This window comes from Mesorhizobium sp. M1227 (assembly GCF_040318315.1).
GTDB lineage: Bacteria > Pseudomonadota > Alphaproteobacteria > Rhizobiales > Rhizobiaceae > Mesorhizobium.
Genome location: NZ_JAMYLZ010000039.1, coordinates 1 through 13,803 on the forward strand (window position 1 = coordinate 1; position 13,803 = coordinate 13,803).

Sequence of the window (13,803 nt, forward strand, 5' to 3'; positions counted from 1 at the left end):
GCCGCCGATGCTGCCAAAGTTCCCATCAGCCATCGCATCAAGAAATGCGCCTGGAACGACGACTATCTCATCAATGCCATCACTCATATGCGATAGCCCTGCCACAAGGGGGGAGGGAACGCTGCCGCGTGCGCCGAAAAGCAGGCAATTTGCCGAGGTCGGCGCCGACGGAAGTCTCCCTCCCCCTTGTGGGGAGGGTTAGGGGTGGGGGTCCTTCGTAGAGCGAAAGCCTCCGCTTTCCATCTGCGATAGCCCTGCCATAAACGGAGAGATAGACCCGGCCGCAACGCTGGCGCTATGCTTGCAACGTTGGCGCTTTGCGAAATTGTCGAAGGCAGGGTCCCTCGCTCCGTCTACAACGACGCCAGCAAGCAGGCATGGGGCGGCGCAAACCCGTGAAGTAAGGGGCTGATTCAAATTTAGGTCTAAAGCGATTGCTCGCCATGGCCTTTGCAGGGTGGCTGCTCGCCGAACCAAAACAGATCGGACAGATGAAGGCCGCGCAATGACCGTCACCATCTACCACAACCCCGATTGCGGCACCTCGCGCAACACGCTGGCCATCATCAGGCAGTCCGGCGAGGAGCCTGAGGTGGTCGAATATCTAAAAAATCCGCCGTCGCGCGAAAAGCTCGTCGAGCTGATCGCAGCGATGGGCATGACGCCGCGCCAATTGCTGCGCGAAAAGGGCACGCCCTATGCCGAACTTGGCCTGGGCGACCCGAAGTGGAGCGACGACGAGATCCTCGATTTCATGCTGGCGCATCCGATCCTGATCAACCGGCCGATCGTGGTGACGCCGCTCGGCACCATGCTCGCCCGACCCTCCGAAGCCGTGCTCGATATCCTGCCCAATCCGGATATCGGCCCGTTCACCAAGGAGGACGGCGAGGTGGTCATCGACGCCAGCGGCAAGCGCGTCGGCTAGATATCGTCTTATTTCGATCTTTGTCGAAATTCTCTTGACGTGCAGCGATTCTGGAAATAGCTTATTTCCATGAAACTCGAAAAAGCAGCCTCGCAACTTGAAGCCCTCGGCAGCCCGACGCGGTTGCAGCTCTATCGGACGCTGGTGCGGGCGGGCGATGAGGGGCTGCCGGTCGGGCGTATCCAGGACAGATTGGGCATCGCTGCCTCGACGCTGTCGCATCACCTCAAGCGGCTGGTCGACACCGGCCTGGTGACACAGGAGCGCCAGGCGACCACGCTGATCTGCCGGGCCAACTATCCCGCCATGAACGGGCTCATCGGATACCTCGCGGACGAATGCTGCGCCGATGCCACCTGTGCGCCGGCATCGGCGGAAGCGGCCGCCAAAACGGCGGCATGATTTTTTTGCCATTATAATTCGAAATTACCGGAAGGATGGAAGACATGGAGATGATCGAAAAACTCCCCGTTGCGGTGATCGGCGCCGGGCCGGTCGGTCTGGCGGCAGCGGTCCACCTGATCGCGCGGGGCATTCCTGTCAAAGTCTACGAAGCCGGCAATGCGGTTGCATCCAATCTCAGGGATTGGCGCCATGTCCGTGTGTTCACGCCCTGGCGCTATTGCGTCGATCAGGCGGCCAGAAACCTGCTCGAGGCGCATGGCTGGCGGATGCCTGAGCCCGAGGCATTCCCAACCGCGGACGACCTCGTCGCGGATTATCTCGAGCCGCTTGCAAAGCTTCCGCAATTGTCGCCGTCGATCGAAACCGGCGCCCGGGTCGTCGGCATTTCGCGCTGGGGCGCCGACAAGGTGCTGAGCAAGGGACGCGAGAACCGGCCGTTCATGCTGGCGGTCGAGACTGCCGATGGTACAAGGCGCGACGGCGCACGTGCCGTCATCGATGCTTCGGGAACCTGGCAGATGCCGAACCCGCTCGGCGCCGGCGGAATTCCTGCAGAAGGCGAGGCCGAATTTGCCGACCGCATCGCCTACGGCATCCCCGATATTCTCGGCCGCGACCGCAGCCTTTATGCGGGGAAGACGACGCTGGTCGCCGGCTCCGGCCATTCGGCCGCCAATGCGGTGCTGGATCTCGCCAGGCTGGCAAATGTGGAGGCCGGCACCGCTTTCATCTGGACAACGCGCGGCACCGACCTGGTGCGCATCTACGGTGGCGGTGATGCCGACCAATTGCCGGCACGCGGCGAACTCGGCGCCGAAGTGCGCGAACTCGCCGAGAGCGGCGGCGTCAGGCTGGTGACGGGCTTTGCGGCTGTTTCGATCCGCGATGCCAACGGCCGGCTGGTCGTCGAAGGCCAGACCAGGGACGGTTTGCAGGCGCTTGGCCCGGTCGACCGCATCATCGCCGCGACCGGGCAACGCCCGGATCTGTCGCTGACCCGTGAGCTTCGGCTCGAGCTCGATCCATGGCTGGAAAGCGTCAAGGCACTGGGACCGTTGATCGATCCCAACGAGCACTCCTGCGGCGACGTGCCGCCGCACGGCCACCGTGAGCTCAGCCATCCAGAGCAAGGGTTCTACACAGTCGGCATCAAGAGCTATGGCCGCGCACCGACCTTCCTGCTGCTGACCGGGTATGAGCAGGTCCGCTCGGTCGCGGCGGCGATCGCCGGAGACATGGTGGCGGCCGACAATGTCCAGCTCGTGCTGCCCGAGACCGGCGTCTGCACCGTGCCGCGGATCGGCATTGCCGACAAGGGGTGCTGCGGCGGTCCGGCGCCGGCGGCTTCGAGCGCCTGCTGTGTCGCCGACGCCAAGGCGAAGGCGGTCGGCAAAGGCGGCTGTGGCTGCAGCGTCGCGGCATGAGTCTTTCGCCGCCTTCGCCGGCCATCGTGCGCAGCCGCGGCGCGATCATCACCGCGCTTGGCCTGACGCAGATCATGGCGTGGGGTCTTCCTACTATCTTCCCGCGGTCATCGCGCCGGCAGTCTCCTCCGATACCGGCTGGCCGCTGGCATGGGTTGTCGGCGGCCTGTCTCTCGGCTTGCTCACGGCAGGATTGATCTCTCCGCGCGTCGGCTCGTCGATCGAGCGGCATGGCGGCCGCAACGTTCTGGCGTTCAGCGCCGGATGCATCGGGCTCGGCCAGATCGGGCTGGCTCTTGCCCCTAATCTTGCGGCCTATATCGCGGCCTGGCTGGTCATCGGCCTGGGCATGGGGGCAGGGCTCTACGATGCCGCTTTCGCGACGCTTGGCCGCCACTACGGCCAGGGCGCGGGCTCCGCCATCACCATGCTGACGCTGTTCGGCGGCCTTGCGAGCACCATCTGCTGGCCGATCTCAGCCTTGCTGCTGGGGGAGGTCGGCTGGCGCGGCACCTGCCTGGTTTACGCGGCTGTTCAGTTGGTGATTGCGCTGCCGCTCTATCTGGTGATCCTGCCCCGCGAGGCGCCGAAACCGCCAGTCGGGCCAGGATTGCCAGTCGGGCCAGGATTGCCAGTCGCGCCAGGATTGAAAGAGGCCACACCGGCCCGCGAAGGCAATCCCGATCTGTCGATCATGATCGTTCTGGCCGCGACACTTACGCTTGCCGCGGTGATCTCCTCGACGCTGTCGGTGCATCTGCTCACAATCCTGCAAGGCAGCGGCATGGCGCTTGCCGCAGCCGTCGGGCTCGGCGTGCTGGTTGGTCCATCACAGGTGGCGGCGCGCGCGATCGAGATGATGATCGCGCGCTACCACCATCCGATTTTCACCAAGTTTGCCTCGGTTACGTTTGTGGCGATCGGCGTTTCGACGCTCTGGGCCGGCATGCCAATCATCCCGCTGGCGCTGGGCTTCTACGGCGCAGGGATCGGCCTGGAATCCATCGCCCGGGGGACGTTGCCGCTCGCGCTGTTCGGCTCGAACGGCTATGCGAAGCTGATGGGCCGCCTCGCCATGCCGAGCCTGATCGCCCAGGCGGCGGCACCCTCGGCCGGAGCATTGCTGCTGGAGCGCTTCGGCCCGCACGGGACGTTGGCCGCGCTTTCCGGCCTGGCGCTGGCCAACGTCATCCTCGCATGCGGCTTGGGCTGGCGGATGCTCCGCCGGCGGCAATCGCAGGTTCAAACCCGATAGGATTTGGCCAGCTTCAGCCAGCCTGCCTTTCGGCTCGATCCGTCTTCAATTGGACATTGGGAGATCGTCCGGTGGCTCGACAAGGAAGGACGCGGCGATCAGATCGTCCGCATCGAGGCGCAGTGAGCCTTTGGCGCCGCCCATAATGGCGGCAACCTTTTGAAACGTCTTGATCTCATGCTCGGTAATCTGGGCACTTTGCATTCTGGATTTGAGGTCAGCGACGCGCAGCCCCAAACTGTGGGACATTCCGATTTTACGGTTCGACATGGTAAGATGCTCCTCCCCGGCCCATGTTTGTTTTGCCACCCGCCCTTATTCGTATTTCCTCCGCCTGCCTAAATATGAGGCATCGCGATACAGCGCCCGAACGCCCGATGCAAGGGAAGGTTCCGGCGCGCAGAGGTCACGAAATAATAATACGAAGGACGTACGGCCGATGGTCCGGCCGGAGGTAGGACTTAGGTACGACGCCCCGCCGGACAGAGGGCTCCGGTGCCTTATCGGCTGGCGAGGACCATGCGGTTGCCTTCGCTGTCGCGAAACTCCGCCACTGTGCGCCCCGGCTGCCACGGCGCCTCATGCGCTTCGGTGATGATCTCGACGCCGCCCGCTTTCATGGCCGCGATCATTGCCCCGACATTTTCGTGGACCAGCACCAATACCGGCTCCGCGCCGGGTGCGTCGTCGGCGCGCCTGACAAAATGCAGGTTCGTCACGGCATGCGGAAACGCCAGCTCGATCCAGCGCCAGCCGCCATCGCCCATCTTCTGGTCAGCCATGACCTGGCAGGCGAGATGCCTGGTGTAGAACGCCTTGGCGCGGTCCTGCTCGAACACCGGAAGCTCGGCAAACTGGATATGCATGATCGTCTCTCCTGCTTGATGGCTGCCGCGCAGCCGCCCACGCGGGAAAGACGATGCGGGCAACCGAAAAGATTCTTCGGCAATGAGAATCTTTTCAGCGCAGCCGGTCGTCCTTCGTTCATACCAACCAGTCAGGAGACGACGATGGACTACGCGCTCATTCGATACAGTGTGAGCCAAGCCGACCTGGCAGATAACCGCGTGCTGGTCGAAAAAGTATTTGAAGCGCTGGGCGAGGCGGCACCGCCGACGGTGCGTTATCTTGTGCTCGAGCTGGACGACGGCTCGTTCGTCCACATCGTCGGCCAGGACGGCGATTCGTCGGCGCTGACCGGGCTTGCCGCCTTCAAGGCATTTGCGGAAAACCACGCCCAGCGCCGTTCGACCCCGGCAATGCGATCGCCTGTCAAAGTCATCGGCAACTATCGTATGCTGGCGGATCAGAAAGCCGGGTAGCGCCCGCCAGCCGCTCGCGCAGAAATGGGAAGCTACGCCGAAAATGAACAGGGCGACTTTGGAGGTGCTGCTCGTCGGGTTGCGGCCAAGGCTGCATCGCTACTGCGCGCGTATGGCCGGCTCGGTGATCGACGGCGAGGACATCGTCCAGGAGGTCCTGATCAAGGCGCTGCAGGCGATCGACGGGGGTGCGATCGTCGAACGTCCCGAGCAATGGCTGTTTCGCATAGCCCACAATGCCGCGCAGGATCATCTGCGGCGGCGCAATCGGGAAAGGTCGCGCATGACCGAGGCCGACATGAGCGTGATCGAGGATCCCTCCGGCAGCGCCGACAGCCGGCTCGCCGCCCAGACCGGCCTGCGCTCCTTCATGCAGCTTTCGGTGCCGCAGCGCAGCGCCGTGATCCTGGTCGACGTGCTCGGGCTCAGCCTGCATGAGACCTGCGAAGTCACCGGCGCGACGCTCGCCGCCACCAAGGCCGCGCTGCATCGCGGGCGGGCGCAGCTCAAGCTGCTGGCGCTGCAGCCCGAACAGGCGCTGGCGCCGAGGCTCGACGCCGATGACGAGCGCCGGCTGCGGCGCTATGTCGACCTGTTCAACGCGCGCGACTTCGACGCTGTGCGGGCACTGATCGCCGAGGACGTGCGGCTCGACGTCGTCAACCGCGTCCGCCTGCGCGGCAAGGCCGAGGTTTCGACCTATTTCGGCAATTACGACCGTATCAGCGACTGGACATTGTCGCTCGGCGTGGTCGACGGCCGGCCGGCGATCCTCATCCGCGACCCGCAGGCGGCCGACGGCGCTGTGCGCGGCTTCATGCTGGTCGAATGGAGGGACGATCAGGTCATCCAGATCCGCGACTTCCGCTACGCGCCCTGGTGCCTGGTCGACGCGGAGATTGAAACGGTGGACGGGTGAGGAGAGCGCTGGAAATGGTGCGAAATGGCGATCAGGCAGCCTCCTCCTGGGTGACCCAAACGCAATTGCCACATGGCAGCACGTTCTTAGAGCGGTTCCGGTTCTCTTGAAACCGGTAACTCGCTCTAACTGTCTGTTTTGCCGCATTTATGCGGACGCCAAATGACTCCATTTGGCGGCAGAATCCTCTAGCCGATACGCACGCGGCGCGTCACCTGGCCATTGCTTTCCCAGTATGTGTGTTTCTTGGCTATCAAGGGATCGTCCATCGCCGGTTGAATCTGTCCCGTGGTGCTGACCGCGCGCGAGGTTACCGTGTGTTCTCCAGGAGAGGGATTTGCCCAAGCCAGGGACCAAATTTTCCAGGCGTGTTCGGCCTCCTCACTGTGGTCAATGGTCGCTGGTGTCCAAGGCCCTTGATCGATTTGCACTTCGACCCGGTCGATCGGCGCCCCCCAGGCTGCCCCAACGATGCGGTAATCTGAATCTTTCCGGGTAACCTTCGCAGGCGCGGACTTTATCAGCGCTCGCCCGACTGACGTCTCGGCCCATACGGTCTCGCCGTTGTGGTCCTCCTCCCGGATGGTGACATAGTCACGGGCCATCAGAAGGCTCATGAACCGCGTATCGCGAACCTCGATGCGCTTTAGCCACTTGACGTTGGCGATCCCGTACCAGCCTGGCGCAATGAGCCGTACCGGGAAGCCATTGGGCGCCGGCAAGGCGGCCCCGTTCATTTCATAGCAGAGGAGATTGTCGGGGTTCATCGCGTCGGCGAGCGACATGCTGCGAGCGAAGTTCTGCCGCATCTTGACGTCGCGTATCGGGATCTCGCCTGTGTCGGTACCGAAAAAGACGACCTCGATGCCCTTCTCCAGAACGCCGGCTTCCTCGAGGATCGGGGCGAGCGGCGTCCCTGCCCAGCGGGCATTGCCGATGCCGCCGGTGAAAAAGGGAAACCCGTGGTTGCCCGAGCATTCCACTGTGAAAACGACCTCCTGCCGCGGTCGCGCCCTGATGTCGGCGAGCGTTAACTCGAGGGGCTTCTTGACCAGGCCTCCGATCTCCATCGACCATGTCTTCTCGTCGATCGTTGGTCGGTTGAAATGCGAGATGCTGAAGAACTTGTCGTTTGGCGTTATCCAGCTATCCAAATCCTCCCAGACAAGCTGCTTCTGGATACCCACCGGATCGGGATTTTCGGTCGGCTGATCCAGCCATCGAATAACTTCCTCGTTCGGCCGTGTTGGAAAAGCGTAAGCCCGGCGCGAGGTATAGAGAGCAGCAATTGCGGCAAGAGCCGCGCTTCCTTGAACAAGAAGTTCTCTGCGCTGAAAATCAGGCATGTTGTTTACCTCCCAGTTGATCCGGAACGGGCTGCAACGTGCCTTAGGCCGTAGCCTGATCACGGATAGGCGACACAATGTGAGGTCTGCCCACCCGGAAGTATCCGGGTAGGTCAGATAATCACCGACGCAAGTCAAGCATGTGAAGCGTTGCACGAAACGCTAGCTCGCGTTTCGCATGCTAAGAGTGCGCCTTTGAGAAGGAACTGTCCACAACTTGGACGGGACATGATGATGATTGCAGCATTCCATGCCGATTTCCGGTCCTGCCAAAATCGTTGCTGCTCGGATCGCTGCCGACCGCCCGCTTCTGGGTCATTTCCGGACCTTCGCGGTTCTCGTCGAACCGGTGTTTCCTGCCGGCCCGTGGGTTGGCCGGGCGGCCGGCATCGCCCTGATTGCCTGGGGCACCGCAACGCTTTTGGTCTGACGACCAGGGCCGCCTCGAATGTCGCATTTGCAGGAGGAGGGCGGGCCCGGGCGGCACATCAGAACCAATCTGCATAACGAGGTGGCCAGCAACCAGGCCGCCTGGCTCGGGCGCGGCAGATCATTCACACGTGAACCATTCGCCAACCGAGCGGGGACACCCTAATTGGTGGTGACTTGCGTCACCGCCACGCCGGTTATCCTGCCGTTCCCGGCTGTGTAGGTGAGCGTCTGCGTGACCGTGGCGTCCTTCTGGTCGGGAGACGAAGGACGATAAGAGGCGGCGAAGCCGAAATGGCCGTAACGATCGGGCTTGGCGGCGCCAAATTTCGCGGCCACGTCGCTCAGCGGCGCTCCGACGCCGGGCGTATCGAGTTCAATAGCTGTCAGGCTGGCAGGCGCGCCGGCGCATCCTTCCGGCACCTTGCCTTCCGGGTTCGGCTGCAGGGCGACGGACAGGACACCGTGGTCGGAGCCGCCCATCTCGCCGGAGACGAACCAGAAGATCGACGGCGATCCGCCGGCGTCGGGGCCGGCATAGCAAAGCCAGTGGCGTGAATCTCCGGCGTCGCCTTCATCGTGCATCGCTCCGCCGAAGGCTTTTTCGACATCGGCAAGCGTGGTTTCCTCAAGCTTTATCTCCAGCGGCCCGGCCTTGACCTGCTTGAACAGCGGGCTGGCCACCGACGAGTTGATATCGCCCAGGGATGGAATCGCCCGGTCCGGGTTGAGCGGCTTGGCCAGCGTCGTTGCATTGGTCACCAGTCCGGCAACGATGAGTGCGAAATATCCGGCGTTCTGTCCCATGCCGATCTCCTGTCGTTCGAAGTGAGGGCGGAAGGATTTGCGAGCGGGTGCTACCCTGTCTGGTTGATACCCAAACCGGTGCACGACGAACTGGTCCAAGATAAATTCACAAGTCCGCAGCCTTCAACGTCATTCCGGCGACTTGGCAACCAAAGTGTAATCGAGGCTCACAGTTCCTTTTCGGCCAGCTCGCGAAACGCGTCGGGAACCGACCGCTGTAGCCCGAGCGCGACCGAGGCGTAGCCCACCGCCTCCCAGCCGAAGCGGTCGCGGATCTTGTCGACGGCGCGGTCCGCGGTCCAGCGCGCCGCGCCCTTGCTGGTGCCGGGGCGGCGGCGGTCGTCGTCGAGCCCGAGCGGCAGTTCCAGTTGCAGGCCGGCATGCTGCTCCAGATGCGAGACGGCGATCGCCAGCAGCGAGATTGTCTTTTCGTGCGGATGGTCGATGAGCACCTTGCGCACCAGCCCCTCGGCGATCTCGGCCAGCATGGCGGTTGCCGAAATCGGCTGGTCGAGCGTGATCGAGCGCGTCACCGAGCGCAAATCGGCAAAGCGGACGCGAACCGTCACCGTGCGACCGGGCCGCGATTTCGCCCGCAATCTGGTGGCGACCCTGTCGGCCAGATGCAGCAAAGCGGGCACGAAGACCTGCTCCTCGGCCGGTTTTCGGCCAAGCGCCGATTGCGCACCCGCCGAGCGCGCCCGGCGCTGCGTCTCGAGCTTGCGCGGATCGCGGTTCCACGCCAGCGCGTTGAGTTTCTCTCCCGCCGCCGGCCCGAGCAGGCGCTCAAGCGCCCCACCATTGGTCTTCGCCAGCTCGCCGATGGTGTTGACGCCGATGCCGGCCAGCCGCTGCCTGGTGACCGGGCCGACGCCCCACATCAGCTCGACCGGCAGGTGGTGCAGGAACTCCAGCTCGTGGCGCGGATCGACCACCACCAGCCCGTCCGGTTTTGCGACCTGTGAGGCGATCTTGGCCAGATGCTTGGTGCGGGCTACGCCGACCGAGATCGGCAGGCCGAGCTCGGCCCGCACGCGGCGGCGGATCTTGCCGGCGATCTCGGCCGGCGAGCCGAACAAATGGGTGCAGCCGGCGACGTCGGCAAAGGCCTCGTCGATCGAAATCCGCTCGACCACCGGCGTGAAATCGCCGAGCACCTTGATTGCCGCATCGCCCAGCCGCTGATAGTCCTTGAAATGGCCGCCGACGAAGATGAGTTGCGGGCAGAGTTCCCGCGCCCGCCGTCCCGGCATACCGCCGCGCACGCCGAACGCCTTGGCTTCATAGGATGCGGCAAGCACTACCCCGCCGCCGACGGCAATCGGCTTGCCGCGCAAGGCCGGGTCGAGCAACTGTTCGACCGAGGCATAGAAGGCATCCAGATCCGCGTGGAGGATGTTGGCTTCCATCCGGCCCGTTCGCCCGCGGCGGTTCGAACGCCGCATTGTCTCGAGTTGTGGTGAGAACATAAAGAGAACATTGTGGGTGGTTTGTCAAGCAGCGCGGAGGCCGCCGCAGCTGACGAGCGCACGGCAATGTTCAGCCGCACAGCCGATCGCGGGCCTGCATCAGCGCGAATCCCAACAGGTTCTCGCCGCGCCACAGCAGCGGGTTCACCGCCCTCTCGTCATCCGCCGCAAGGCCGATACCCCACACCCGGTCGACAGGGCTCGCCTCGACCAGCACCCGGTCATGCGTCGACAACAGATATTCGCGCAGCGCCGCGTTCTGACGGAACTTCTGAAAGCTCCCTTCAGTCACGATGCGATATTTGTCTGCATCCCATTTGGTGCCATCGAAGCCGCTCACCTGGCGGCCAAGCTGCTTTGCCTGCTTGGGGCTCGCCGCCCTGAGGATTTGTGTTGCCGTCGGAGCATCACCGAACAGTCGTGCCTTCTCGGCCATCATCCAGTGTTCGGCAGTCGGATAGCTCAGGCCATCGACGGTAAAAGGCGCATGCCACCACTGGCTGAAGCACGACGTGCTTATTCGGCCGTCCTTAGACGGCTGATGGCCCCAGAAGAACAGGAACTTCTGCCGGGGCTTTGCGCGAAAGGTTTTCTCAAGCCAGGTTCGGTCGTAAATCATGGGCGGATGGAGCAGGGCGAAAGGCCGGCTTGTCAATGCTCCATCCAGAGTGGGTAGCGAAGATGAGCGGTCGGCGCTGAATGCGATGAAATGCTGATCTACAGCGCCATCTTGTAGCCGAGATGACTGGCGGTGAAGCCGAGGCGCTCGTAAAAAGCGTGCGCCTCCCGTCGACCTTTGTCCGTGGTGAGCTGGACGAAGCTGCAATTGCGCGAACGGCATGTTTCAATCGCCCATTCGATCAACAGCTTGCCGACGCCGCGCGAGCGCCATTGCCGGGCGACGCGAACGCCTTCGATCTGGCCGCGCCAGGCGCCTTTTCTCGAAATGCCTGGAAGGAAGCTGAGCTGCAGCGTTCCAACCACTTGCCCGGCGTTGACCGCGACGGCCAGCAACTGGTTGGGATCGGTATCGATTGCGCTGAAGGCATCGAGATAGGATGGCGCAAGCGGCGTGGACGGGTCTTCCCGGTCTGCGCCGAGCACATCGTCGGCAAGCATTGCAACGATCGCCGGCAGGTCGGGCGCCTGCGCGCGACGGAATTCGATCTCGCTCATCGCGCGGAGACATACGGCGCGGTGTCGGCGATCGCAATATCCGTTTTGACTTGCAAGGGAGGCCCGCGCGCCTTCAGGTCGCCTCGAGCGCCCAGAGGCGGTGGCCGTGGCGGCGGAAGAAGCGGGCGAAGAGGCGCTGCTGCCTGGCGCGGGTGAGGTCGGCGGCGCGCCTTTCCTGTCGCCAGTGCGGCATGTTGCGGAACATCGACAGGAAGCGTGCGGTATCCTCGAGTGCCTCCTCGGCCGACTGTGCCGGGCGGATCGCCGCCAGGAACAGAGCGCGGCTCGGCTTCATCCGGTCAATCGCCGCCTTGCGCTGGCGATGACCCTGGCGTGCCTTGCGGATGCCGTCCTGGCGGATGGCCGCGAAAGCGGCAAGCATGGCCGGGCTGTCGCCGCTATAGCCGCAGGCATGGGCGAACTGGGCTGGGTCCATCGTCATTCCCTTGCTGCCGGCCGGCTGCGGTTCTGTTGCTCACACGTATAAGCATAACTCAAATAGGCGAACAAGTGAAACTTTCACGTTGATGTAAGCGGAACCGACTCGACTCCGCTCCAAAATCCGATAATGTTGCGAACAAAGCAGGAACAATGATGGGGATAACCATGGCATTGGCAGGCAAGGAAGCGACGATCGCCGATGTTGTCTCGATTGCCGTCGAATGCATCGACTGCGGCCGCAACAGGTGGTGGAAGCCGGCCGAGCTCAAGCGGCATGGGGTTATGCCGGAGACACCGCTGGCCGCACTTTCGGGGCGCCTGATCTGCAAGGCCTGCCGGGCCGACGGCCTGCCGGGCGCCGCCGTCTCGATCCAGGCCGCCTTCATCGACGACCGGCAACGGACCCGCGCCGAGGCGCGCCTGCTCAACGGTCGAGAGCTGCAGTCGAGGCGGGCTTGAGGGGGCGGGGACGGTGTTCTTCCTTCTCCCCTGTGGGAGAAGGTGGCCGAGCGAAGCTCGGTCGGATGAGGGGTGTTGGACGGATCGCTACCTTGATGGCGTAAATGCTTAAAAAACGCTTCTACATTTCCTCCGCCGCGTTCCTTCCAGCACCCCTCATCCGGCTCGGCGCTGTGCGCCGATCCACCTTCTCCCACAAGGGGAGAAGGGAAAGCTCCCGCCTCAATACCCCAGCAGTTCCTTGAGCGGGATGACGCGGAAGACGTTCTTGATGGCGTAGCGGTTGAAGGACAGCGTCTTGGGCGGGTTGTACTGTTCGACGATCAGCTCGGCGGCGGTGCGCTTGACCAGCTTCTTGATGAAGGCCTTGCCGTTTTGCTCGTTCTCCTCGGGCAGGGTCTCGATCACCACATGGTCGCCGGGCAACGCTTCGCGGCCGCCGCAATAGATCATCTCGCCGGGCTCGTAGCGCGGCACCATCGAATCGCTCAGCACGTGCAGCGCAAACACATTGCGCAGATGCCGGATCCCCGGCGGCCGCTGGACATAGCCGGCCGGCTGGCCGTTGAAGGTGAAGTCGCCATCGTCGCCGCCGACGGCGGTACCGAGAAGCTGGATGTCCATCGGCCCGGCGGGCAGGGGGCCGGGATCGGTGACGATCTCGGCATCGGCGACCGGTCCGGCATCTTCGAGGAAAACGACTTCGCCCTTGCCGAGCGCCACCGGGTCGACGCGCAGGAAAGCGGCGGTCTTCAAAAGGTTCTCGGTCTTGGGCAGGTTGCGCCCGGTCTCCCAATTGCCGACGGCAGCAACGTCGGTGTCGTTGTGCTCGGCAATGTGCCGCATCACCAGGCCGCGCTGCTTGCGCGCCCGGCGGATCGCCGCTCCGACCTTGATCGACAGTGCAGTTTTCGCCATGGCTCCATCTGAGGCATAAGATTCGGTTTAGTCTATGCAAGAATCGCTTGCATTATGATTTGAGTTATGCTCTTATGTAGGCATGCACAAGTCGCTTCGCCAGCTCTCGGTCCTTGAATCCGCCGTTCAGCGCGCCGGCAGCGCTCGCCTGGAGGCGGTAGCGCAACCGATCGCCGGGGCCATGCATGTGCCAACCCTTTCCCCTTCGTCGCGGCTGTCCTCCTCCCCGGCCGGGACGATGCCCGAGGCTCGCGCCTCGGATCCGGCAGCGCAAGCGGCCGGAACGGCCGGAGCCGTTCCCCTCACGACTCCGGCCACGAATTGCCTGCCGGCCGGCAATGCGGAAGCCGCGGTTTCCTGCATCCGCACCGAAGACGGCACGGTCATCGCCTTCGACGAGCGGACGGGCAAGGCAGTGTCCGGCGCAACAAGGCAGGCGGCCGAGATGAAGCGCGATCGCAGCAGACCACGCGAAGGCTGACCGGCTTTCGAGCCTGAGACCGGC

The 13,803-nt window shown here is 63.7% G+C and carries 17 protein-coding genes and 1 pseudogene; 9 read left to right on the forward strand and 9 right to left on the reverse strand.

Features of this window, described 5'->3' with window-relative positions:
* Nucleotides 1-505: 505 nt before the first annotated feature.
* The 4 genes and pseudogenes from arsC to NKH28_RS28945 all read left to right on the forward strand — a co-directional run bounded on the left by arsC (nucleotide 506) and on the right by NKH28_RS28945 (nucleotide 4,012).
* Nucleotides 506-928, forward strand: a complete 423-nt coding sequence (gene arsC / locus NKH28_RS28930) for an arsenate reductase (glutaredoxin) (RefSeq protein ID WP_352834119.1) — start codon at nucleotides 506-508, stop codon at nucleotides 926-928.
* Nucleotides 929-997: 69 nt separating this feature from the next.
* Nucleotides 998-1,330 (forward strand): ArsR/SmtB family transcription factor, encoded by a 333-nt coding sequence (locus NKH28_RS28935; RefSeq protein WP_352490030.1) that lies wholly within the window; start codon nucleotides 998-1,000, stop codon nucleotides 1,328-1,330.
* Nucleotides 1,331-1,380: 50 nt separating this feature from the next.
* On the forward strand, nucleotides 1,381-2,757 hold the full coding sequence (locus tag NKH28_RS28940; RefSeq protein ID WP_502906679.1) for an NAD(P)-binding domain-containing protein: 1,377 nt from the start codon (nucleotides 1,381-1,383) through the stop codon (nucleotides 2,755-2,757).
* Nucleotides 2,754-4,012 (forward strand): annotated as a pseudogene (locus NKH28_RS28945) (MFS transporter). The gene NKH28_RS28940 and the pseudogene NKH28_RS28945 overlap by 4 nt, the downstream one beginning before the upstream one ends.
* 45 nt (nucleotides 4,013-4,057) lie before the next feature.
* Here NKH28_RS28945 and NKH28_RS28950 read toward each other — a convergent pair.
* The gene (locus tag NKH28_RS28950; protein WP_352981004.1) at nucleotides 4,058-4,282 is read right to left on the reverse strand and encodes a hypothetical protein; all 225 of its coding nucleotides are present in this window, start codon (nucleotides 4,280-4,282) and stop codon (nucleotides 4,058-4,060) included.
* 230 nt (nucleotides 4,283-4,512) lie between these two features.
* Nucleotides 4,513-4,878 carry a VOC family protein gene (locus tag NKH28_RS28955; RefSeq protein ID WP_352770559.1) on the reverse strand — a complete coding sequence of 122 codons (366 nt, stop codon included), beginning with the start codon at nucleotides 4,876-4,878 and terminating at the stop codon, nucleotides 4,513-4,515.
* A gap of 144 nt (nucleotides 4,879-5,022) precedes the next feature.
* Here NKH28_RS28955 and NKH28_RS28960 point away from each other — a divergent pair, with 144 nt between their 5' ends.
* Entirely contained in the window at nucleotides 5,023-5,334 is a 312-nt protein-coding gene (locus NKH28_RS28960) for a hypothetical protein (RefSeq protein WP_352980984.1), read from the forward strand.
* Nucleotides 5,335-5,377: 43 nt separating this feature from the next.
* The gene (locus NKH28_RS28965; RefSeq protein WP_352980985.1) at nucleotides 5,378-6,253 is read left to right on the forward strand and encodes a sigma-70 family RNA polymerase sigma factor; all 876 of its coding nucleotides are present in this window, start codon (nucleotides 5,378-5,380) and stop codon (nucleotides 6,251-6,253) included.
* 188 nt (nucleotides 6,254-6,441) lie between these two features.
* Here NKH28_RS28965 and NKH28_RS28970 read toward each other — a convergent pair whose 3' ends face one another.
* On the reverse strand, nucleotides 6,442-7,599 hold the full coding sequence (locus tag NKH28_RS28970; RefSeq protein WP_352980986.1) for a sulfite oxidase: 1,158 nt from the start codon (nucleotides 7,597-7,599) through the stop codon (nucleotides 6,442-6,444).
* Between the two features lie 250 nt (nucleotides 7,600-7,849).
* Here NKH28_RS28970 and NKH28_RS28975 point away from each other — a divergent pair, with 250 nt between their 5' ends.
* Nucleotides 7,850-8,029, forward strand: coding sequence for a hypothetical protein (locus NKH28_RS28975; protein WP_352744173.1), 180 nt, complete (start codon nucleotides 7,850-7,852; stop codon nucleotides 8,027-8,029).
* A gap of 161 nt (nucleotides 8,030-8,190) precedes the next feature.
* Here the strand turns inward: NKH28_RS28975 and NKH28_RS28980 are convergent, their stop codons facing one another.
* From NKH28_RS28980 to NKH28_RS29000, 5 genes are all read right to left on the reverse strand, one after another.
* Nucleotides 8,191-8,835 carry a hypothetical protein gene (locus NKH28_RS28980; RefSeq protein ID WP_352980987.1) on the reverse strand — a complete coding sequence of 215 codons (645 nt, stop codon included), beginning with the start codon at nucleotides 8,833-8,835 and terminating at the stop codon, nucleotides 8,191-8,193.
* Nucleotides 8,836-9,002: 167 nt separating this feature from the next.
* Nucleotides 9,003-10,244, reverse strand: a complete 1,242-nt coding sequence (gene dinB / locus NKH28_RS28985; protein ID WP_352980988.1) for a DNA polymerase IV — start codon at nucleotides 10,242-10,244, stop codon at nucleotides 9,003-9,005.
* Nucleotides 10,245-10,374: 130 nt separating this feature from the next.
* Nucleotides 10,375-10,923 (reverse strand): riboflavin biosynthesis intermediates N-glycosidase, encoded by a 549-nt coding sequence (gene ybiA / locus NKH28_RS28990; RefSeq protein WP_352774420.1) that lies wholly within the window; start codon nucleotides 10,921-10,923, stop codon nucleotides 10,375-10,377.
* Between the two features lie 98 nt (nucleotides 10,924-11,021).
* On the reverse strand, nucleotides 11,022-11,480 hold the full coding sequence (locus NKH28_RS28995) for a GNAT family N-acetyltransferase (RefSeq protein WP_352774422.1): 459 nt from the start codon (nucleotides 11,478-11,480) through the stop codon (nucleotides 11,022-11,024).
* A gap of 73 nt (nucleotides 11,481-11,553) precedes the next feature.
* A complete protein-coding gene (locus tag NKH28_RS29000; protein WP_352774424.1) occupies nucleotides 11,554-11,922 on the reverse strand; it encodes a hypothetical protein in 369 nt (122 codons plus the stop codon).
* Between the two features lie 149 nt (nucleotides 11,923-12,071).
* On the opposite strand from NKH28_RS29000, the gene NKH28_RS29005 reads away from it, so the two are divergent.
* Nucleotides 12,072-12,380 (forward strand): hypothetical protein, encoded by a 309-nt coding sequence (locus tag NKH28_RS29005; RefSeq protein WP_352774426.1) that lies wholly within the window; start codon nucleotides 12,072-12,074, stop codon nucleotides 12,378-12,380.
* Nucleotides 12,381-12,602: 222 nt separating this feature from the next.
* Here the strand turns inward: NKH28_RS29005 and NKH28_RS29010 are convergent, their stop codons facing one another.
* Complete coding sequence (locus NKH28_RS29010; protein WP_352457320.1) at nucleotides 12,603-13,298, reverse strand: XRE family transcriptional regulator; 696 nt, start codon at nucleotides 13,296-13,298, stop codon at nucleotides 12,603-12,605.
* A gap of 82 nt (nucleotides 13,299-13,380) precedes the next feature.
* On the opposite strand from NKH28_RS29010, the gene NKH28_RS29015 reads away from it, so the two are divergent.
* Nucleotides 13,381-13,779, forward strand: a complete 399-nt coding sequence (locus tag NKH28_RS29015) for a hypothetical protein (protein WP_352980989.1) — start codon at nucleotides 13,381-13,383, stop codon at nucleotides 13,777-13,779.
* The last annotated feature ends 24 nt before the right edge of the window (nucleotides 13,780-13,803 follow it).